Origin of the sequence: Reyranella sp., from assembly GCF_965228225.1 — a bacterium.
Classification (GTDB): domain Bacteria; phylum Pseudomonadota; class Alphaproteobacteria; order Reyranellales; family Reyranellaceae; genus Reyranella.
Map to the genome: position 1 here is coordinate 2905715 of NZ_OZ245801.1, position 21142 is coordinate 2926856.

General features: G+C 69.5%; 24 protein-coding genes. All 24 read right to left on the reverse strand.

Annotated features, from left to right (window positions below):
- Positions 1-95: 95 nt before the first annotated feature.
- On the reverse strand, positions 96-2375 hold the full coding sequence (locus tag ACO07K_RS13990; protein WP_422036538.1) for a hypothetical protein: 2280 nt from the start codon (positions 2373-2375) through the stop codon (positions 96-98).
- A gap of 267 nt (positions 2376-2642) precedes the next feature.
- A complete protein-coding gene (locus tag ACO07K_RS13995; RefSeq protein ID WP_422036539.1) occupies positions 2643-2966 on the reverse strand; it encodes a hypothetical protein in 324 nt (107 codons plus the stop codon).
- Between the two features lie 91 nt (positions 2967-3057).
- Positions 3058-3453: a phage tail tube protein gene (locus tag ACO07K_RS14000; RefSeq protein ID WP_422036540.1), complete on the reverse strand. Its 396-nt coding sequence runs from the start codon at positions 3451-3453 to the stop codon at positions 3058-3060.
- Positions 3454-3462: 9 nt separating this feature from the next.
- Entirely contained in the window at positions 3463-3906 is a 444-nt protein-coding gene (locus ACO07K_RS14005) for a hypothetical protein (RefSeq protein ID WP_422036541.1), read from the reverse strand.
- A 64-nt stretch (positions 3907-3970) separates the two neighbouring features.
- Entirely contained in the window at positions 3971-4747 is a 777-nt protein-coding gene (locus tag ACO07K_RS14010; RefSeq protein WP_422036542.1) for a head-tail joining protein, read from the reverse strand.
- Between the two features lie 14 nt (positions 4748-4761).
- Positions 4762-5790 (reverse strand): major capsid protein, encoded by a 1029-nt coding sequence (locus ACO07K_RS14015; RefSeq protein WP_422036543.1) that lies wholly within the window; start codon positions 5788-5790, stop codon positions 4762-4764.
- A gap of 92 nt (positions 5791-5882) precedes the next feature.
- Positions 5883-6530 (reverse strand): head decoration protein, encoded by a 648-nt coding sequence (locus ACO07K_RS14020; protein ID WP_422036544.1) that lies wholly within the window; start codon positions 6528-6530, stop codon positions 5883-5885.
- Positions 6531-6584: 54 nt separating this feature from the next.
- Entirely contained in the window at positions 6585-7967 is a 1383-nt protein-coding gene (locus ACO07K_RS14025) for a S49 family peptidase (protein ID WP_422036545.1), read from the reverse strand.
- A complete protein-coding gene (locus ACO07K_RS14030) occupies positions 7967-9541 on the reverse strand; it encodes a phage portal protein (RefSeq protein WP_422036546.1) in 1575 nt (524 codons plus the stop codon). The genes ACO07K_RS14025 and ACO07K_RS14030 overlap by 1 nt, the downstream gene beginning before the upstream one ends.
- Positions 9535-9801 (reverse strand): hypothetical protein, encoded by a 267-nt coding sequence (locus ACO07K_RS14035; RefSeq protein ID WP_422036547.1) that lies wholly within the window; start codon positions 9799-9801, stop codon positions 9535-9537. The genes ACO07K_RS14030 and ACO07K_RS14035 overlap by 7 nt, the downstream gene beginning before the upstream one ends.
- A 16-nt stretch (positions 9802-9817) precedes the next feature.
- Complete coding sequence (locus ACO07K_RS14040) at positions 9818-11965, reverse strand: terminase gpA endonuclease subunit (RefSeq protein WP_422036548.1); 2148 nt, start codon at positions 11963-11965, stop codon at positions 9818-9820.
- Positions 11955-12518: a hypothetical protein gene (locus ACO07K_RS14045; RefSeq protein ID WP_422036549.1), complete on the reverse strand. Its 564-nt coding sequence runs from the start codon at positions 12516-12518 to the stop codon at positions 11955-11957. Before ACO07K_RS14045 ends, ACO07K_RS14040 begins: the two co-directional genes overlap by 11 nt.
- Before the next feature lie 224 nt (positions 12519-12742).
- Positions 12743-13474, reverse strand: coding sequence for a hypothetical protein (locus ACO07K_RS14050; protein WP_422036550.1), 732 nt, complete (start codon positions 13472-13474; stop codon positions 12743-12745).
- Complete coding sequence (locus ACO07K_RS14055) at positions 13474-13905, reverse strand: hypothetical protein (protein ID WP_422036551.1); 432 nt, start codon at positions 13903-13905, stop codon at positions 13474-13476. The genes ACO07K_RS14050 and ACO07K_RS14055 overlap by 1 nt, the downstream gene beginning before the upstream one ends.
- Positions 13906-14028: 123 nt before the next feature.
- The gene (locus tag ACO07K_RS14060) at positions 14029-14685 is read right to left on the reverse strand and encodes a hypothetical protein (protein ID WP_422036552.1); all 657 of its coding nucleotides are present in this window, start codon (positions 14683-14685) and stop codon (positions 14029-14031) included.
- A 238-nt stretch (positions 14686-14923) separates the two neighbouring features.
- Entirely contained in the window at positions 14924-16780 is a 1857-nt protein-coding gene (locus tag ACO07K_RS14065; protein ID WP_422036553.1) for a hypothetical protein, read from the reverse strand.
- A 35-nt stretch (positions 16781-16815) separates the two neighbouring features.
- Positions 16816-17655: a DUF6551 family protein gene (locus ACO07K_RS14070; protein ID WP_422036554.1), complete on the reverse strand. Its 840-nt coding sequence runs from the start codon at positions 17653-17655 to the stop codon at positions 16816-16818.
- Complete coding sequence (locus ACO07K_RS14075; protein WP_298313739.1) at positions 17652-17849, reverse strand: hypothetical protein; 198 nt, start codon at positions 17847-17849, stop codon at positions 17652-17654. Before ACO07K_RS14075 ends, ACO07K_RS14070 begins: the two co-directional genes overlap by 4 nt.
- Positions 17846-18937: a CHC2 zinc finger domain-containing protein gene (locus ACO07K_RS14080; protein ID WP_422036555.1), complete on the reverse strand. Its 1092-nt coding sequence runs from the start codon at positions 18935-18937 to the stop codon at positions 17846-17848. The genes ACO07K_RS14075 and ACO07K_RS14080 overlap by 4 nt, the downstream gene beginning before the upstream one ends.
- Positions 18934-19407: a hypothetical protein gene (locus tag ACO07K_RS14085; protein WP_422036556.1), complete on the reverse strand. Its 474-nt coding sequence runs from the start codon at positions 19405-19407 to the stop codon at positions 18934-18936. The genes ACO07K_RS14080 and ACO07K_RS14085 overlap by 4 nt, the downstream gene beginning before the upstream one ends.
- Positions 19404-19736, reverse strand: coding sequence for a TetR family transcriptional regulator (locus ACO07K_RS14090; RefSeq protein WP_422036557.1), 333 nt, complete (start codon positions 19734-19736; stop codon positions 19404-19406). Before ACO07K_RS14090 ends, ACO07K_RS14085 begins: the two co-directional genes overlap by 4 nt.
- 35 nt (positions 19737-19771) lie before the next feature.
- Positions 19772-20068 (reverse strand): hypothetical protein, encoded by a 297-nt coding sequence (locus tag ACO07K_RS14095; protein ID WP_422036558.1) that lies wholly within the window; start codon positions 20066-20068, stop codon positions 19772-19774.
- 22 nt (positions 20069-20090) lie between these two features.
- Entirely contained in the window at positions 20091-20573 is a 483-nt protein-coding gene (locus tag ACO07K_RS14100; RefSeq protein WP_422036559.1) for a phage regulatory CII family protein, read from the reverse strand.
- A gap of 307 nt (positions 20574-20880) precedes the next feature.
- Positions 20881-21141 (reverse strand): carph-isopro domain-containing protein, encoded by a 261-nt coding sequence (locus tag ACO07K_RS14105; protein ID WP_422036560.1) that lies wholly within the window; start codon positions 21139-21141, stop codon positions 20881-20883.
- Position 21142 lies beyond the last annotated feature (1 nt).

Sequence of the window (21142 nt, forward strand, 5' to 3'; positions counted from 1 at the left end):
GGGCGCGGCGGGCCGGTAACGGCTTTTCAGACGTCGCGCCCGGTGGATGGCGACGCGCCATCCACCCGACGCTCTCCTGCAGCCTGTGGGCCGGCTCAACGCCGTCCCACAGGCTGCAGACCATACCGCCCCTTCAGCACATCCGAGGTCGGGCCGACACCGCGGTCGAGCTTCTTGGCGAAGGCGCCGTCGATCGCATCCACGAAGACGTCGATCCTGGGCATGCCGCCCGGTCCCATAGATTCCTCGGTGCGGACCTGGCTGTTGCCGTTGTTGTGGACGTTCACGATCACCGTCGGGCCGCCGCCGCGGAGCGCGCTGTTGGGCAGGATGGTGCCCGGCGTATGCGGGATGAAGGGCTCCGGCCCCTTCTCGCCGACCATGTACCAGCTGCCGGGATTGACCGGGCCGCCGGCGGCCCGCGGGCCGCCGAAGGACATCGAACCGCCGCCATTGTAGCTCCCGCCGACGGCGCCGATCCCCCAGCCGCCGCCGCCGAACAGATCGCCGAGGCCGCCGAGAAGACTGCCGAACAGACCCTGATTGGTCGGGCCCTTGCCGGTGATGGAGTTCCACACGTTCGAGGCCTGGGCCGACAGCTCCCACTTCAGCAGCATCATGCCGAAGTCAGCCGCCATCTGGCCGAACGTGCGATTCGACGTGCCGGCCAGCATGTCGATCGATTCGTTCAGCATGTCGACGCCGCGCCTGCCCAGCTCGAAGGCCGAGTTGGAACGGGAAACGTCGGCCATGCCCTGCTCGAACCCAGCCCTGAAGCCGTCGAAGCCACCCGTCGCGCCGCGCGCCGCGCGGGCCTGGTCGTCGGCGGCCTGGGTGGTGGCCTTGAGTGCCCGCTCGTATGTCCCGGCGTCGATCGCGCCGGCAGCGAGCATGGCGTTGAGATCGGCGGTCGCGCGCGCAGCCTCGCGCGAGCCGTCGCCGAACTGCGCCGTCACCCGCTCGCCTTCGGATACAAGTCGCTTGCGCTCGTCGAGGCGAGCGTTGAGCTGCGAAACGGCGGTCGCTTCCTGGATGAGCTGCTGGGCCAACGGCGAATTCGGCGGCACGTCCTTCAAGACGCCGGCGATCTTCTGCTCGAGCTTGACCTGCGCATCGAGACGCCTGTCGACCTCGGCCACGGTCTCCAGTCCGCGCACGTCGAAGGCCGCCAGCGCCTTCTCCAGCGCTGCGCGCTCGACCTGCAGATCCTTCAGGCGCTCGTCGAGCCTGGCGCCGGCGGCGGAGGCCTGCTTGCCGATGGGCTGTTTGCCCGGCAGGTTGAAATCCCTGAAGGTGACCGGCGGCGGCTCCTGCGGCAGCCCGACCTGGCGATCGATACGGTTCTCCACGACGCCCTTGCGATAGTCCTCCTCCGCGGCGCGCGCCTGGTCGAGGAGCTTCTTCTTCTCAACCAGTTGTTGCTTCATCGTCTCCAGGCCACCGCGCAAGAAGAGCGGCGGATTGGCGATGTTCCTCTCGAGCTGGGCGATGTCGGATTCGATCATGCCGACATTGACGCCGCGAACGGCCTTGCCCGCAGCGTGGCCGAAGTCGATGGCGCCCTCGGTTGCCGTTCGATAGGCCGACGCGATCAGGCGCAGCGTCCATTCCAGCGCCGTCAGCCCGCCCAGTGCGAGCGGCGCTCCGACCGTCGCCTGAAACACCGTCATCTGCTGGTTCACGACCTTGAGCCGGTCGTCGACCTTGTCCCAGGCGGCGATCACGGACCCGCCCATGACTGCGTTCATGTCGCGGGCCGAGGCGACGACGTCGTTCTGCCCCTGGGCGAAGGTCTCCAGCATGGTGACCATGCGGGCGCCTGAGCGGCCAAATATCTCCATCATCAGCGCGTCGCGCTGGCTCTGATTGCCGATCTCCAGCAGGCCCGCCGCGACCTCCGGCAGGATGTCGGAGGTGCGACGCAGTTTTCCGTTATTGTCGAGCAGCCGGACGCCCAGTCTCTCGAAGCGCACGATCGCGTCGTCGCTGCCAGCGGCCGCTTCGCCCATCGACTTCGTCAGGCGCATGAAGGCCGTATCGAGCTGAGCCACCTCCACGCCGTTCTGCGCCGCCGCCAGGCGATAGGCCTGCAGGGCATCGGTGGTCAGGCCGATCTGCTCGGCCTGCTCGCCCAGGTTGGCGGCTTCCATGCCGGCCTGCCATACGCGCTGCACCACCGCCGTTGCCGTGAGAGCAGCAGCCAGCGGCGCCAGCGCCCGGGTCATCAGAGCATAGCCGGCGCTGATCCCCGCGGAGGCGGCGCGCTGCGTCACCTCCATCGCCTTCAGGCGACGGTCGACGGTCGCGAAGGCCTGGGCCGTGCGATCCGCGGCGGTGATATCGATCTGATACCGCGTCGTTCCGTCGAAAGGCATTGGGGCGAACTCCGTTCGCCCCGGCGGGCGTCAGGGCCTGCAGCGCAGCGAAGGCGCGGGAGCCCGCACAGTGACGCTTTCAGGCGGTGTCGTTGCGAACTTCGCTCGTTCAATCCTCGTCGAACCCGTCTTTGAAGACGTCGTCCTTGACGAGGGCGTAGGCCTGCCAGCCGCCGAACTCCTCGACCGTCATGGCCAGGACGACGGACAGGGGCACCTGAAGGCGATCGGCCAGCGCGTATTGCGTGAAGCGCCGCCGATCGCGTCTCAGTTTTTTGCCTGGGCCGCGATCGCCGGGCCGGTGATGGCGTCTACCAGGCGGGACAGGTGGTCGCTCGGCACGCCGTTGATGAGCAGATCCTTGTCGTTCCGCGAGAAGACAGGCGCGCCCGACTCATCGGTGCACTTCATGATCAGGATCTCGACATAGCGCGCCGCCCCCGCCTTGGGCTCGCGCTCCGACAGCAGGTTCTCTTCCTCGACGGTGAAGGGCGAGACCCATACGTCGTGGCCGAGGACGCTGACTTTGCGGCGCCGCCCCTTGAGGTCGGCCTGCAGCGCCTGGATCAGGGTGAGCTTGTCGGATGACATGAGGGATCCTTGTCTTCGTTGCTAACGTGTGGGCTCCCGCGCGTCAGAAGGCGCTGCCGCCGACCGGCGCGTGCAGTCAGTGGCTAAGTGGCTAAGCGCCAACGACAGCCTTCGTGCACGCGCCATTGCCGGTAAACTGGATGGTGGCGGTAACATGGTTCGGGCGTTCGTTGCCGAGCTCGACCGAGTCCACGATGACGTCGCCCGAGTAGAAGGTCTTTCCATTCGCGTTGCCGTCCGGGTAGAGCTTGAGCGCGGCCTCATCGCCCTCCTCCAGGCCCATCTGGCCGGTCGCGTCCGACGGATCCCACCAGACGCTCAGCGAGCCAGACCAGCTCTTGGTCACCGGCGCGCTGCGGTCCCATTCATCGTCGAGGGTGGAGCGGTCGGCGCGCGCGGCGGTGCGCGTGAAGCTGAAGGACTGGACCTCGGCGACGACATTGGCGCCGACATAGACCTTGCCCGACTTGCCCTTGGTAACGGCCATGGCTCTCTCCTACTCCAGGTGCTGATCCGGCCCGCGGGCCGTCGTGTGGTACTCGAGTTGATATTCCAGGCGGGCGCGGCCGAGGCGTGTCTCGCCTTCCGTCCGCGCATCGAGGGTCGTGTCGGGCCCTTCGAGGTCCTGCGCCAAGCCACCGAAGGACGGTTCGGCCCACATTGCCTTCTCGACCAGGAGGCAGAAGGCATCGGCGGCGCCATCGTCGTCGTCGACATCCTCGTGGACGATGTCGATCAGGAGCGAGAGACGACGCTGCAGCCGCACCTGGTCACCGCGGCTGGTCACCGAGCCCGCCTGCTCGCGGCGCCCGTACACCAGGACGTAGGGCGCCGATCCGGTCGGCAGGGGCGCGGCGCGCCCGGCCTTCACGGCGACGCCCGGCACGTCGCGTCGCAGCCGCTCGACGACGGCAAGAACGATCTGGCGTCGCACATGCATGCCAAACTCCGTTCGGCATGCAGGCGGTGCCGATTCCAGGGGTGGGAAGACAGCATCCGATTTCTCACCCGGCCCAAAGCCCGCCGGACACCAGCGCGCCGATGGACTCAAAGGCCTCGAACAATTCGGCCGGCGATTCGCCGTCGACATAGTGAAAGCCTTCGACGTCCAGCTTCGCCCGCTTGAGCTCGACGAGGCACATGCCGGTGCCGTCGGGCCTGATGGCGGAACAGACGAAGCCCGTGGGCTCGCCGGCGATCTGGACCGGATCGTCCGGCGCGGCACCTTCCGGCAAGCCGGCTTCGGGCAGGTAGAGGGTCGGCCCGCGGTCGAGCAGTGCGGCGTCTGCCAGACCGACGACCGACACGGACGGGCGATTGAAGATCGCGGTGAAAGAGGCTTTCACCTCGCCGTGGCGGGCCCAGATCACGGGCACGCCGAATTCGTCGAGATCGCAGAAGACGGCGCGATCGGTGGCGGATTCGACGCTGCCGGCGGCGGAGGGCCCTGCGCCGCCAGGCGTCGCGCGCACGAGGTCGACGATACAGAGGCCGGCGCCGTCGGGGCGGATTGCACACACGGCGAAGCCAGTGGCCTCGCCCGCGATCTCGACCGTGTCGCCCGCCGCCGCCCCCTCGGGCAGACAGGCCCCGGCCAGCGTGAGGCGGGCGGCGCGGTCGACGAGGGCGACCTCCGCCGAACCCTCGACCGAAACCGAGGGCCGATCGAGGATCGCGTCGAACGTCCCTTTCGGCTGGCCGTCGTGACGCCAGATGACGGACACGCCGAAGTCGTCGAGGTCGAAGAACCCGACGCGGTCGTCATCGGTCTCGATGGCCATTGCAGCCGATAGCCCTAGCGGACCGTGGCGCAGAAGGAGGATTCGACGCGGGCCGGCACGGGCAGCGGCGCCGACTGCGTCATGACCATGGCCACCGAGGGATCCTTCTCCTCCCACATCTTCGGAAAGCGCTCCATGGCCTGCAGCGCGGCGACGTCCTGGATGGCGCCGTAACACGCGTAGCCCTCGATGCCGATCGAGCCCATGAGGACGGTATAGTCCGGCATCATCTTCTGGGTGGCGCCAGCATCGTCCTTATAGGTCTGCTGGTACTGCCAGAACTCGAACTGGCCGATCGTGCCAAGGTAGAGAGCCTCGACGCCCTGGCCGCCGGTCACGGCGCCGGCGAGCTGCATCGAGCCGTCGACCTGGCGGCGGTTGTCGAGGATCTTGCGCAGGTCCTCGTCCTTGAGGAAGAGCTCGGCGGCCAGCGGGTCGAAGACGACCTTGCCGGGATGGGCGCCGCTGGCATTGTGGACGGTCTGCGCCCAGGCGCGGATATCGGCCAGCGGCGAAACGTCGGTCTCGCCCCAGCGGCTGGCGCCGGCGAGCGGAACCGTGTGGCCGTTGGGACGCCCGAAATCGATCTCCATCTTGGGGAACTCCGGCGACTCGACCACGAGCTTGCCGGTCCGCACGATCTCGATCGCCATCAGCTCCTCGCGGCGCATGATCTGCATGTCCTGATCCTCGAGCTCCTGCAGCAGGATGCGGTCGAGCCGATCGGCCGCCGACATCTCGCCGCCGATGCGCTCGCCCGGACGACGCTTCAACGCGGCCGACGGGTTCACCGCAGCCTTGGGCTTCACATAGGCGGGACGGAAGGACCGCGCCGTCGCCCCGCGCACGGTCTGCGCCTTGCCGGCGATCAGCGGCGAAACGAAGGGCGCAATGCGTCGCGAGGCGGTGATCTTGTCGAACAGGATCTCCTCGGTCTCGAAGGTGATGGTGGCCGTCGAGAAGAAGGTGTCGAAGATGAATCGCCGCGGCCGATCGAGCGCGTCGATCATGCCGAGCAGGGTCATGGTGTCGTAGAGATTCATGGCGGGCAGTCCTCAGTGGGTCAAAGAAAACTCCCGTCCAAAGGACGGGAGTGCGAGTGCGCGCGGGCCGGCGCGCCAGGGTGACGGACCCGTCAGGGGAGCGTCCGGACCGCGATGGGCACGTTGTTCTTGCGGAACGCCGCCTCGGCACTGGCCGCGGTATGCCCGGTGCCGAAGGTCATCTTCGCGGCATCGAACTCGCCGCTGAAGAAGGCCGTGGTGCTCTTGTCGCCGGCGCTCGCGTCGCAGTCGATCGCCAGCACGGCGCAGGGCACCTGCGAGCCGTCGGTCGCGGCGGCCAGCGACAGCACATACTTGTCGGCGGCGGCCACCGTCACGTCGAACCCGTCGCCCAGGGCGAAGTCGGTGCCGACATCGGCGATCGCGAACTTGATGTCGTTCGCGAAGGTCGCGCCGACCCGCAGGTCGGAGGCGATGACGAAGCCATCGGGATCGGTCACCTCGAAGGTGCCGCCGTTGGCGCCGGGCGCCAGGATGCAGCGCACCGCGTAGATCCCGGTCTTGGCGCCGGCCAGGACCGGCGTGGTGGCGTCGAGGGTGAGCGTGCCGCCGCCGGTGTTGCCGCCGGCCTTGACCGCCGACGAGGCGGCGCCGACGGACACGCGGCCCAGCAGCGCGCCGCGCTCGAGATCCTGCCCGGAGAGCAGCGTGATGGCGCGCTGCAAGGGCGTCTTGTCGCCGGCGAGCAGGCCGTTGGGGTCGTAAGTCGCGGTTTCCATGTGAGAGATCCTCTGAAGCGAAGTGGACGATGGAGGGCGAACGGCGTTCGGCGGCTAGGCTGCCGTGTCCGGGGCCTTGCCCCTGGCGCGCAGCGCGATGACGCGGCCGCGGTCGTAGGCCGAGAGTTCGCCGCCGCCGGTCGGCGTCGCGCCGGCGCCGACGCGGGGCGGCTCGTCGCCCTTCAGATTCGCCAGGGTGCGCGGGCCCTGCGCCCTCACCTCGCCCAGGATGCGGGCGGCCGCCTGGTCGGGCGTGATCGTGCCGTCGCCGACCATCGCGGCGACGAGCGTCTCGGTGCCGGGCAGAGCGTGCGCCTGGATGCCCAGTATGCGCGCCCGCTCGGCGGCGGCGCCTTCGATTCGCCCCTGCTCCAGGCCGGCGGCCATGCCCGTCGATTCGCCGTCGGCGAAGCCGGCGGTCCGACCGGCGGCTTCGCCCTCCGCCCGGGCGGCCGTCGCGCTTTCCTGGCGAATCTGGGTCACGAGGTCGGGATAGGCCGCGGCCAGGGCCACGATGGTCGAGATCGTCATGTTCGATTGCTCCGATACCGTCGCCGCCGCGACTCGGGTGGTGAAGGGGCGGACCGCACCGCCGGCGGGCGATGCGGTCGAACTCAATTCGGCAAGCACCGTCTCGAACGACGAGATGCCGTCGACCATGCCGGCCCTCACGGCGTCGGCGCCGACCAGCACGCCGCCCCGGCCGAAGTCGGCCAGGACCTTCTCGATGGCCACGCCGCGCTGCCCTGCGACGGCCGCGACAAACTCCTCGCCCAGCCGATCGACGATCGCCTGCAGCTTGGCGCGTCCGGGCTCGGTCTCGGGATCGGTGCGCTTGTCGGGCGACTGGCTCGACACGATCTCGATGGTGCGCACGCCCCGCGCCTCGTCGCTCCGGCGCGTGTCGCGGATGGTCATGACCGCCCCGACCGAGCCGACCAGCGCCGTCGGCGCAGCGAAGACGCGATCGGCCGCGGTCGCAATCCAGTAGGCGCCCGACGCGCCGGCATGGCCGATATAGGCGGCGATCGGCTTGCGGCGGCGCGCGGCCACGATCATCGACGCCATCTCGGCAATGCCGTTCACCTCGCCGCCCGGACTGTCGACGTTGAGCAGGATCGCCCGGACCGAGCGATCCTCGAGCGCGGCGGTGAAGTCGCGCGCCATGGTCTCGACCGAGGTGGCGCCCGAGAGTTCGGTGAAGACGTTGGCGTAGCGGAACAGCGGTCCCGCCACCGGTACGATCGCCACGCCGTCGCGCACCGTGCTGCGGTGGGCATTGTCGAGTGGCTTGGCGTTGCGGGCGGCCAGGGCCTCGAGCGCGGGACCCGGCTCGCGCGACGCCACTTCCAGGAGCGCCCGCAGCGGTTCCTCCTGCATCGCCCAGTGCTGGGCGCAGGCGGCGTCGAAGACGCGCGCGGGAAAGCGATCGCTCATCAGGCGGCGTCCTGCTGTTCGGGTCGGTCGGGCGTGTCCTCGCGTACGGCGTTCGCCGGTCCCACCGGCCGCGGCGCGGTGGCAGTCCCGTCGCGCCGCCGCATCTGTTCCTCGATCACGCGCTGGCGGTGCTTCTGGCGCCAGTCCCCGCCGGTCAGGCGGGCCGTCTCCTCCTCGCGGGTCGAGAACTCCTCGTCGACCCGCAGCTTGGCGGCCTCGGCTTCCTTCAACTCGTCGATCTGGCCGGGCGACGGGCCGATCCATTCGCAGGCCGACCAGGCGCGGAAGCGGCCGTAGTCGCCGAAGACGTCGGGGATGCCCGGTCGCGAGAGCGCCGAGGCCTCGATCAGCCAGCGCTCGTAGTAAGGCTGGCAAAACGAGCCGGCGAGCCAGGCGCGCCGGGCGCGGAACATCTTCCAGGCCTCGAGCAAGGCCGCCCGCGCCGCCGAATAGGAGGCGGTGAAGTGCTTGACCAGCACTTCGTAGGGGAGCTCGAGCGCCACGCCGATCTGGCGCAGCATCGCCAGCACGAAGGGGTCGAAGGCCTGGTTCGGGCGGTTGGGCATGAACGAGGCGATCTGCTGGCCGGGCATCAGATTGGCCGTCAGGCCGGGATCGAAGCGGCGCAGCGTGTCGGAGACGCCGGTACCGGCCTCTTCCTCGTCGCCGGACACGTCGGCGCCGTCACCGCCCTCGCTCGTCGTCGTCATCGCGAAGCACGCCGACAGGACCGCCGCCATGATCTCGGCCTCGGTGTAACGCCCGAGATCCTTGAACAGGGCGATGACCGGCGCGAAGTACGGCACACCGCGCGTCTGACCCGGCCGCAGCCGCCGGAAGTGGTGGAACACCGAGCGGTTGCCGTTCGGGCCCCAGGCCGGCAGCCGCTCGTAGCGCAGCGACCGCCGCAACACCTCGCCGGGATGGCGATCGGCAAACCAGTAGGCGACGGCGCGGCCGCGCTTGTCGATCTCGATGCCGCCGACCAGCTCGGCCCCGTTGGGCATGATGCTGCCATCGCCGCGGCCCGGCGGATTGCAACACCGATCGGCCTCGATCACCTGCACCGCCAACTCGTAGGGCGAGGCGCCGCGGCGATCGTAGCGCGGGACGGAGAAGCAGTCGCCGGACAGGAGCTGCGACCGCAGGGTCAGGTCCTGCAGCCCCCAGAAATCCTGCTCGCTGGTGTCGTCGGCCAGGGTCGTATCGGCCCACAGGTCGAACTCGGCGCCCATCGCCAGCTCGATCTCGGCGGTGCGCTCGGGCTTCAGACCGAGGCGCACCGGGTCGAGCCGCGGCATCGGGAATATCCCGGTGCCCACCACGTTGGTGGCCACCGTCGACAGCGTGCCGGTCGCGAGCGGGTTATTGCGCTCGAGGTCGCGGCTGCGGGCGCGCAGGCTGGTCAGCGAGGGCAAGGTGTCCGAGCGCGGCCCGCCCGCCCGGGCGAAGAAGGTGCGCAGCGAGCCGCGCAGGCTTCCGCCGTCGTAGCCACCGGCGCCGCCGAGCGCCGACATCGTTGCGGTCGCAGCCCGCTCCGGCAGCAATCGCGGTTCGACCCTTACGCTCACCATGAGGCGACACCCCGGGTCACGCGGATACCGCGGCGGCGGCCGCCGCTCGATTCCGCCGCCGCGATGGCGCGCACCTTGCCCTGCCAGTAGTCGATCATCTTGTCGATGTGGACGGCGTCGGCGCTGGTCATCGTGCGCGAGCTGCCCTCGACCTGGATCGTGTAGGACTGCTTCTTCGCCACCGCGAGAGAGCAGGCCACCCAGGCGTCGAGATTCGCCTGGGCCTGTGCAAGCGTCAGTCCGTCGAGCGTAAAGGTCATGGCTTCCTCGGAGGCGCTATCTCAGATGACCGCCGAAGCGGAACGGGTTGGACCGGCGACGCGGAGCGGGTGCCACGACCGGAGCGGGCACGGCTTCGGACGGCGCGACCTGCACCGATGCGCGCGCGGCGACGGCGAAGGTCGGCGGGCGTTGCCAGTCGATCCGCTCGCCGCCCAGTCGGATCCAGGCCGCGTGACAGTAGACCGCGAGGTCCCACCCCTCGTTCGCAACGCGCCGCTCGTTCTCCCAATGTCCGTCGGTGTCGCGCGACTCGGCGCAGAGCTGCTCGAAGATTGCCGGCGGCAGGTCCCGCGCCACGTGCAGCGCGCCCTCGAGCCGGCGGCCCTTCGCCGTCATCGCCCGGCGCAGGCGGTTCGCCACCGCATCCTTCAGCAAGTCGGTCGCCAGCAGCCAGAGATCGATGCCGGCCCTCAGGGTCGCGGCCTTGCGTGGGGCGCTTCCGGGCTTCGGTGTCGCCGTCTTCGGGTCCCACTGCGAGCGCCACACCCGCAGCGGATTGTCGGGACGCGCGCCTTTCACGAACATCACACGCCGCGCCAGGTCGGGGCGATGCCGACGCAGCCAGCGGCCGAAAGCATAGGCCCGCTCCGTCGAACCGGCCTTGCCGCCGGTATCGATCGCCACCATGGCCGGACGCAGGCCGCGACCGGGTTCGCCCTCGAGCGGCAGCGGCCGATCGAACACCGCCTCGACTAGGCTGCGCCAGTGATGGGCGACGCCGGCCGGATCGCACGGCTCGAGATCGGCCGCCGATTCGGCACCGCCCGAGCCGCGGCCCGTGGTGACCGGCGAGCCGTCCGTCCGCACCGCCACGATCTTGGTGTGATCGACGATCGCGCCCTCTTCGCCGGGCCCGAACGCCTTCCACATGATCTCGAAGCGGTCGGACTGGACGTCCACCGACGCCACCAGCAGCGGTGCCCAGGCGGGCACTATGCCTGCCTTCAAGTCCGCCGCGTTGGCCAGCAGGTCGGACGGCGACAGGGCATTGCCATCGTCGTCCGATTCGTAGACCTCGCCGGCATCGACGTTCCAGAAGGTGCGCAGCTCGGTGTCGGAGCCGGTCTTCTGCCGCACCTCCTCGGCCTTCAGCTTCTTCCGCACCAGCTCCTGCAGGGTGATGAACGGGGCCTGCGGTCCGAAAGCGCGGAACGAGTTGATGACGGTAATGCGCCGCGCGCCGGTGATGGTGCCGTCGGGCGCGATCTCCTCGCCTTCCGCGACCCATTGGCTGCGGGCGAAGAGTTCCGATCGGCTTTCGTCGTCGTGCGGCATGCCGCAGGACGGACAGGCGAACACGACGGGGATGCGGGCATCGTCGGCGCGCGCGCCCTCGGGATACTGCAGATCCTGGACGCGGGTGACGAAGTACTCGCCGCATTGCAGGCACGGCCAGTACATGTGGCAGCGCGTGCCCTCATTGTAGAGGGCGAGGATGCCCGTGGTCGTGACCGCTTCGTGCTTGCCGCTCGGCCGCGGCGCGCCCTTCACCTTCGACCGCTTGGGCGACGAGGTCACCAGGGTGTGGCGGCGCGGCCCGAAGGTCTGCGACCGCTTGTGGTAGAGCGCGACCGGGTCGCCCTCGCCATCGATGTCGTCGTCCATCGAATCGCGTTCGTCGAGCCAGTTGCGCGGCACCGGCTTGGACGACGCGTTGGCCGAGGTCGGCCAGGACAGGTTGACGATGTTCTGGTCGAACACCGACATGAACTTGGTGTCCGAAACCAGGCGCTCCGACAGCGCGGCGCTGGCGCGGATCATGCGGCCGAGGCGGCGCTCCGAGAAGTCCTCCGCCTGTTGTTTCTCCGGCAGCACGATCTGGAAGTCGGCCGGGTCGACCCGGATCGAATGGGCGCAACAGTTGAGGCCGATCTCCGTTTTCGCCGACTGCGCCGGGCCGACATAGACCGTGATCTCGTAGCGCGGGTCCGTGGTCGAGACCATCGGGCCCACCGTGTTTGGCGCCAGGGCGTTGCGCCACGGGCCGGAATAGGCCTGCGGGTTGTCGAGCACGCGATAGAGCTCGGCGGCCTCGGCGACATTCAGATCGGGCGGCGGCAGCAGGATCCCCGCGACGTCGCCGCGGCACGCGGCGGCGGTCGCCAGGGGGCCGACGCGAAAGCGGTCCTGGTCAAAGGGCATCGTCCGTCAAGGGCGGCCGCAGCGCGGGATCCTTGATCTGCCCGTGCATCGCCACGAGCATCGATCGCGCCAGGCGGTCCGCCTCCTTCTGCTGGTCAGGGGTCAGGCCGGCGAGGCGACCCAGCGAGGTCGCCCAGCCCAGTACATGCTGGCGCACGACACCGAACATTGCCGCGTAGTCGTTGCGCACGTCGTCGCGAGCGATCAGCTCGCTCTTTTGCTTGCTCACGATGATCGCGAGACGTTCGGCCTCGAGCGTCTCGCGGATGTCGCCGATGCCCTGCGGCGCGAGCTGCTGGCCGCCGAACATCTCGGCCTGCGCCGCGTTGATGCGCTGCTGCCGGGTCTGCTCTTCTTCGGCGCGCCTTGCGTCGCGCTCCTCCCGCCAGGTCCTCACCCGGTAGAAGTCGAATTCGTACGGCACGCCGTTGCTGCCGCCGGCGGCCACCGGGCACCCGTCCGAGATCATGGTGTCGATCGTCGGCGCCGAGACGCGCAGCATGCGCGCCAGCTCGCCCTTGTTGACGATCAGCGGCGCGACCTCGTCCGACATGCGCTCCTCGATCCGTCCGCCACCCGAACGCCGTTCGATCAACAACCCGAACAACAACCCAAGCCGACCCAAAATCCCAAAAAATCCCAGACCCAACACGGTTCGAATTGCCCGCTGGGGGGCCGGCCGGGGGAGGACCCGCGATCTTTCGCGGGTGCGAGACGGGGTCGAGGGGGTGACCTCGCGGGTGCGTGGTCGCGGTGTGTTCCGCGACGTGCGAGGCGTTAGCGATTGTCGCGTCGGACCAGCTTGGCGAGGGCTTCTGACATGAAGCGGAGGGCGACGCGGTTGAAGGCGCGTTGGCCGACGCCGTAGAAGTCGTAGCGCTTCTGGTAGCTGGCCTTGCTCACGAAGGCGAAGACGCAGCCCAGCATGCGGTTGGGCATGTGCCAGTATATACCGGGCTTGAGGTGGCTGCCCTTGCGCGGCACGAAGAAGTAGTTGGTCTTGCGCGCTCCCGTCCGCCTGCCCCGCCGATTGGCCCGGTAGCCCTGCTCACCGAAGGCCTGCAGGTCGGACAACATGCGCACGATGAACGAGCCCGGCACGTTGCCATGCGCATCGAGCGGCGCCTGCCGACCCGGCACGGCGAACCAGCCCTTGGGCATCAGCCCCCTCGCCTGGAGCGCTTTCTCCATGCGCTTCAACCGACGCGTACCGCCCTCGATCTCGGCTGCCAGGAAGTCCGCCGCCGGGATGCCCTTGCCACCGAACTCCTCGAGCCAGATCCGGAACTCGGGGCGCGCGGCCGACGGATTGCGCCACCGCAACCCGCCGAGCGCCCAGCGAGTCGGACGGTCGAAGACCTCTTCCATCTCCGACCGCAGCGCCGCATGGACATAGCTGCCGGTGCGCTTCGCCGCTTCCATCTGCGCCTTGGGCAGATGCTTCCTCTGCAGCTCGTTCAGCCCCGCCCGAACCAGCGCGCCGGTCGACCTGATGTCGAATGTCAGCACTAGGCCGGGACGATCGCACCCGGGTCGTATGCGCCCGCGAGGATCTTGACCTGATTGCCGCCGATGCCCAGCGCGAGCGGCGTGACCCGGTTCCCCGAGCTCATGTCCCCTGAAGGGTTGAGAGCCCCGGCCGTTGCGCCGAGTGCGTACACCGTGCCGGCCGCAGCGCCCGCTGCAGCGCCGAGGTTGACCTTCGCGCCGGGCAATGCGAGCCCGCCCCGCTGTCCCGCCGCGGCCGAACACAGGGCAATGCCGTATCCGTCCGCTCCGGCCTCGGCGGCGGTCCCATCGCATTGACCGGGCTTCCAGCTTCCGCTGACGCTGTCGAAGTAGACGCCTTGCCCAGCGGTGACGGCCGCACCGAACACGGCGTCCTGGTGCGATCCGGACACGAGCAGCACCTGCGTCGCCGTGATGGACAGTGCGGCCATGGTGACCTCCGAAGGTGATGGGACAGCAAAAAGCCCGCGAGGCGGAGGCCTGCGGGCTTTGTGGGCGCGTTAAGCACCGACGATAGCAAAAAAACTACTCCAAATCGGTCCATTCGGTCCACTCTATTTTTTGCGTCGTGCGAACAGGCCCTCCCACGACGTGAGCGTGACCTCGTCGACCTTGGCGATCGGATCGTCGCGACGCGCCTGCCACTGGCCGGCCAGCACGCGACGCTCCTGCAGATACCAGCGCTGCACCGACGTCTTGCTGCTCTCCTGGCCGCGCGCCTTCAGCGCGTCGGCGATCTTGTCGAACGACAGGCCGAACAGTGCGGCGAGCAGCAGCTGCTGACGATGACGACGCGCCATCACCTCGGTCAGCGTCCAGTCCGCGAGCGAGATCTCGGCGGGCGACGGCGCGATGCGCCGCTCGACCGACATCTCCGAGATCGCGAGTCTGCCGAGCTGCGAGACGTAGCCCTTGCGCAGCACCGGCGGCAGGCGCTTCACCACCTCGCCCGCCACCAGCAGCCGGCAATGCACCAGGTCCGGCGTCCACACCGTGCCGCCCTTGTGGTTCCAGATCGGATCGCTGATGGCGTCGCTGGGATCGACCGGCTGCAGCGCCGCCGCCTTGCGGTCGAACACGGTGGCCCGCTCGCTGACCAGCAGAGCGGTCTTGTCGTCGGTGCGCGGCGCCCAGCGCACCGTGACGACCGGCTCTTCGTCCCGTACCGCCCCGTCCCGCCCCTGTACCGGCTGCTGTACCGCCTCAGACATATTGATTTTCCTTGGTTAAATGAAGAATCGGTACACCGGTACGCTCTGACCGACTCCCGACACTACGCGCACGCGCACGCATTAGGCGTTCTCTGTAGGTGCCGTACCGGTGTACCGCTTTGCCCTCCGATGCCGATGGCATCGGCACTTTCAGGCGGTACGGGAGGCGGGACTCCCCCCGGTACGCTGCCGGGACTCCTCCGCAAATGGGGGCCCGGGGGCCGGATCGAGGGCATCGTCATTGCCGGTCGTCCTCGACGGACGGCAGCAGCCGCGGATCGATCAGCCAGGCGCGTCCCTGTGGCCCGGCGAAGCGCAGCGGGCGGTCGGCCGGCTTGGCCGCCACCTCGCCATTGAACTTCAGCTCGCCCAGGATCTGCGAGCGCCGCAGCCCCTGGAATTTCGGATAGTCGCCAAACAGCCGGTCGAGGCCGGGATGCCGGTGCGCGATCGCGAGCCAGGCCTGTTTCCAGGTCTCCTGCGTCCCGTCGATCAGCTGGCGCCGATCGAGCCGCAGCCCGTAGGGCAGCAGCGCCTTGCGGTAATCGTCATTGTCGGGCTCGCGCGCCCGGGCGATGAGCTGCCCGACCGTGAGCTGGTCGCCACCGCGCCAGTTCTGCGCCGGCAGGCCGAACAGCGTCATGATGAGATCCATGGCGTCGTCGACGCCGTCCTCCTGGTCGCGCAGGGTCGTGATCCAGGGCCTGAAGCGATCGAGCGCACCGACCTCGTCGGGCGTCATCACGCGCCCGAGCGTCATCGTGGCGTGGCCCGCAATCGGATGGCCGACCGTGTCGGCATCGCGCGGATCGCCGCCCAGCTCCAGGATGCGCGCGCGGGCGAGCTTCAGGTTCTGGTTGAACAGATCGAAGTTCGCGAGCGCCGCCGCCCGGAAGCCGGCCGAGATCGCCTTCGCGACCGCCGTCATGGCGGCGACTTCCTCGAGCGACATCATCCGGTGCCCCTCGCGCGCCTTCAGGCTGCGCAGCTCGAGCAGGATGACCCTCGACTTCACCGTCGACCGCCAGTCGTCGGTCAGGGTGGCGACCATGGTCACCGGCCCGTGCAGGTCGATCTCGCGCTTGAAGCGGCCGCCGACCGCGCCCTCGTCCGACAGCAGCAACAGCAGCTTCAGGATCTGCTGCAGCCGGTGGGCGTCCTCGCCGGCATCGCCCTCGGCCTCCTCGAGCAGGATGGCGAGCGCGGTGTGCTTGCCGATCTCCTCGAGGTGGGTCTTCGAATAGGTGCGCTGGATGGGATGCGCCGCCGCCCCCATCAGCGCGCTCATGTACTGAAGCAGGGTCGACTTGCCAGAACCGGCATGGGCGCGGATGAAGCCGTGCGTCTTCCAGCGCGGCACATCGCCCAGGGCATCGCACCAGATCTTGCCGGCGGCGAGCTCGCACGCCTCGGGCGAGTCCCAGTGCCATTCGGCCAGATGCGCCATGATGGTGTTGCGGCCCGCCAGGTCGAGCGGCTGCCACTCGTATCCAAAGCGATCGCGGCTGTGCGCCGGCGGCGCCCGGTCCGGGCCCAGCACGTAGCGCGCGACCCCGATCTCCTCGCCGGGCTGATAAAGGCGCCCGTCATGGAAGATTGAGCTGCCGGTGTGGACAAGCGGCCTTCCGCCCTCGAGCCAGGTGCCGATCGAGCGGAAGGGCTGCGACCCGTCATAGTAGCCCTTGACCTTGCAGCCCGCGATCAGCGCCTCCATCAGCGGCGGCACGTTGGGCCGCCCCGTGGCCGCGCCGTCGCGATCGCGCGCCGGGAAATGGCGCACCGCCCAACGCACGTCGCCGGCGAACAGATCGGCCAGGCCGCCGCGCCCATGCAGCTGGGCCGAGGTGAAAGCCCGCAGCTCGCGCGCCGCGCTGACGAAGAAGAACTCGCCCCCACGATGGCCCAGCATGAGCACCGGCGGCGGGTCGAGCCGATGCGGCTGGTCCGGCCGCCAGCGATACCACCACTGGATCCGCTTGAAGTCGCGCCAGCTGGGCGCCTCCCAGTCGTCGGGCGGCCCTTCGCGATCGTCGGTGCGCTGCGACGGATCCAGCGAATCGACCGCGAAATCATCGTCTTGCTCTTGGTCTGACATCGTCTCCCCGAACGCCGTTCGCTACGCCACTTCGCTCAACGTCCAGCTCTTTCGATCAGCCGGTCGTATCGCCGGCGGAGCAGCTTCTCGAGAGCGGCTTCGACCGTGCCGCCGTGCTGCGCGCGATGCACCCGCGCGCGCTGGATCTCGTCGTCGAGATCGAGCGCCTCGAGCACGCCCACCAGGGCCGTCCGGTCGAGCGCCTTGCCGAGCGTTGCCACCAGCCGCACGACGGCGGCGATGTTGCAGCCCTTGAAGGCGTCCTCGGCCTCGCCCTGCGCCTCGACCAGGATCTTCAGCCCGGCCGAGATCGCCGCGTCGCCCAAGGGCAGCAGCTTCTCGAAGGTGGTCGTCGAATAGGTCGAGCGCGGCGGCAGGCGCTGCGGTGAGCGCACGATCGTGATGCCGGCCTTGGTGCACAGCGCCGAGATCCGCTGCGCCGTGGCATCGCCCGAGGCCTCAGCCGCCCAGAACCGGTGCAGGCGCGTGATGCCGATGCGCCGGGCATTGAGCGCAACAAATGCCTCCGCCTGCTTCTGCACATCGGGCGCCGCCACGACATAACAGGGCAGCTTGTCGATCAGCGGATGCTTCTTCGCCGCCTCCAGGCGATGCTGCCCATCGATGACCAGGTAACCGCCCCCGGTGGCCGCCGGTGCGACGCAGATCGGCTGGAAGAAGAGCCAGCTGAACTCGCGCACGATGCGGTTGATGTGGGCGCGATTCTTGTCGCCGAGCTCGCGCTGATAGCGCCGATCGACCGACAGCTTGGCGACCGGTATCCAGTCGAGGGTCGGCGACGGGCCGAGATCCGGCGAGGGCTTCTCCGCCCTGCCCTTGGCCGCAGCCGCGGCGCCCGCGAGTCTGGAGGTCATGACTTCTCTCCCGGCACGAATTCAGGCCCGGCTATGCGGACATGCTCACGCGGCGCCAGGAACACACCGCGGTAGAACTTGCCGACCTCGCGCAGCACGAGCTGGCCGCTCGCCGGATGGTCGGCGACGATCTCGACGTCATCCCAGTCGCGGGCACGCGACGGTCGATAGACGGCGCTGATGGCGGTGGTCATGCCGGCGGCCTTCCCTCATTGGAACCCTGTTCGCGCGCGCGCGCGACCAGGACATCGTTGAAGTCACCCGTTTCGGCGCCGGGCGGCAGCGAGGGCAGCTTCACCTGGACGGTGCGGCCGGTGCCGAAGGCGCGCGCGCCCTTCCAGGCGGCGCGCTCGCCGACCCTCGACTTCTCGGGGTCGCGATGCGGCTTGTTCCGGTCGGCCGCATAGATGAAATCGCTGCACTCGAAGGGCGGCTCGACGGCGGCCATCAGCGCGCGCGATCCGAAGGCCAGGCCCGAGCGCTTGTAGAGCTGCATCGCCGACAGGCTGGTCTCGATCCCCTCGCCTCCGATCATCCGGTCGGCGATCGGGCCCAGCAGCATGACGGTGCCGGCGGGATCGCCGAGCATCGCCTTGTCGCGGGGGGTGCCGGCCTTGGTCACGGCCTGGCCGGTGACCTTCAGATAGGTACGATGCACCGAGCCCAGGGTGCCGTCGCCCCGGCGCTGGGCGGTGACCATGGCCGGCAGGCGACGCTTCTCCAGCCCGTGCCAGACGGCAGCGCCGTACCGGATCGACGGCGGCCAGCCGGCATTCACCGCAGGATCGCCGAAGCCATACTCGGCCGGCGGCACCAGGCAGCGACCGCGCAGGTAGCGATCGACGACCCCGCCGGCCTCGAGCGCGACGGTGTCGCGCCAGATGCGCCGCACCGCTTCTTCCTTGTCGGCATCCTCGCGCTGCCGCGCCTTGGGCGGCGGCGGTGCGGGGCGCGCGGCCTGCAGCGACCGCAGCCCGTTCTCACTCTCGAGCAGTTCGACGGCGGCCTTGAAGTCGAGGCCCTGGCGCTGGCGCACGAAGTCGATCGCGCCGCCATGCGCGCCGCAGCCGAAGCAATGATAGAAGCCCTTGCCGTCGTTGACGGTGAAGCTCGGCGTCCGCTCATTGTGGAACGGGCAAAGGCCGGTCATTTCCCGGCCAGCCTTCTTCAGCTCGACGACCCGGCCGACCACCTTCGACACGGGGATGCGCGCGCGGATCTCGTTGGCGCGCCGGCTCCAGGCCTCGCGATCGTAGGCGACGGACTGGACGTCGGTTCTCATGGGACCTGCGGCGCGCGTCGCACGCCGGTGACGCCGTCGCTCACCAGGCGCCAGCTGAGATGGCCGCCGTCCCGCAGCATCTCGAGGTCATGGACGATCGAGTGGCGCGACACGCCGAAATAGCGCCCCAACACCGTGAGGGTCGGAAGGACGGTGCCGGCGACCGCGCACTCGTCGGCCAGCTGCACGAGCGCGATGCGTCGCTCGGCGGCCGACAGGTGCGAGCCCAGGGCGTCCTGCAGATCGACCGTAGCGGGAGCGTCCTTCCCGACGGCGCGGCCATCGAGATTCCACCGATCATTGAGCTGCCGCCAGTCGCGCGGTCCTCCCGCCAACCGGACGAGCAGGCTCTCGGGGGCGCCGCGTCGACAGTAGCGGCGCAGCGTGGTGACGATCAGCGGCTCGTAGCGCCCCCGCGCCGGCAATGGCCGGCCGATCAGGGCCGAAAGCGCGAAGCTGGCCTCCGTCACGACGCTCTCCGCGCGCCGGTCATGACGATCCACACCAGATCGCCTTGCAGTGCCGCGGTTCGGGCGTCTTCCATCGCCACCAGGCCCAGCGCGTCCAGAACCGCGCCCGCCCGCTCGCGCGCGACGACGCGATGCAGCAGGTGGAGCGCCGTGAAGTGACGGTTGACCGCCGACTTGTGAACGCCGGCCCGCGCCGCGATCGCCGAGGCCTCTGGCCGGAAGTCGCCGGCCTCGATCAGCGCCACGGCGGCATCGAGCAGCGCCTCGCGCGTCTGCTCGGCCTTGCGGCGGCGGAAGCCCGAGACGTAGCGACGCTTCGGTTGCGCCAATGCTTCCCGTGAAACAGGGTCCGCGGCGGAGTTCATCAGGCGCCCTTTGCGCGATCGAGCCGCTCGATCTCGGCGACGATCAAAGCCCCGGCGCGGACCAGATCGGCGCGCCGATCTTTCGGCTTCCAGTGGCCAAGGGACCACCAGGGCCATATCGAAGGCGCACCTGCAGCGGTCGCCCGACGCTCATCGGATTCGCCAGCGAATTCCGCGAAGGCTGCCGCCCCCCGGGCGAGCTGTCCGTGAACGAAACCATCGTCACGGCCTGCGCCAAAGCCCTCGACCTTGACCTGCCGATCCCGCTCCGCGGCGATATCGTCGATTGCACTCATGAGCCCCCGCTCCTTTCGCGGTTCAGTCCGCTTGCGGTCGTTCGGCCTTGCGCGAGGCCGCGACGGCGCAGCGCAGCTGCACGAGGGCGCGCAGGGCCTCGTCGAGTTCGGCCAGCGCGCGGGCGCGCTCACCGTCGTCGACGGTGGAATCGGTGAGTGCACGCACCAGCTCGGCACAGGCCTCGCCATGCTCGCGGATGGAATGGGCGGTGAGTTCGCCGACCTCGTCGGTGCCGGGGGCGATCGGCAGGAACACGCCGCCGGCCAGCAGCGCCAGATACTCCGCCGCCGCCGGCGCCTCGTGCGAGGTGAGCGACGCCGCCTGGGCGAAGGTCAGCTCGTCGCTCACGCCGGGATCGGTGTAGGCGTGGGTCTGCGACGGCGAGCGGCCGAGCCGCACCGCCGCGCGCTTGATGCCGCCGACCTGGTCGACCAGGCGCCGCACCGCCGCCTTCGGCAGTTCGGGATCGCACGGCTTGACCGGCACGAAAGCACCGCGGCTCACGATGCGGCTCCCGGTGAGGATGCGGCAGGACGGCAGCAGCGAGCGGCACCGGTTGCGATCCCGTCCGGCAACATCGGCAGCGACGCGGCACCCCGCGCCGCCAGCCAGTCGGCATCGTCGCCCTCGGTCCGCGCGAGCCCGGTAGCCTCGACGCGGCTCAGCCAGTCGCGACGGAAGCGCGAGAGACAGTCACACTCAGATCCAGCGGCCGGCCCGGCGACGGCGGCCGGACGGAAAGACGGCGCGCCGTTCCGCTCGATGCTGGCATCGCCAGCAGGCAAGGTGCCCTGCATGTCCCGCGACCGCATCAGCCCGCCTGCCCTGCCGACGCCGCTTCGCTGGCGGCTCGGCCGACGTGCGCGATCCGCTCGGCAATTCCGGCCAGCACATCGAGAGACACACCTTCGATGCCGCGCGCGCGGGCAGCCTCGACAATCTTTTTCCACACCCTGTCAGGCAGCCGGTTGCGGTTCCTCCACTGCCGGACGGTGCCAACCTCCTCGCCGAGATCGTCGGCCAGGGCGGCGGGGCTTTCCCATGCATCTATGATGTCGGCGAACGTCTGCATG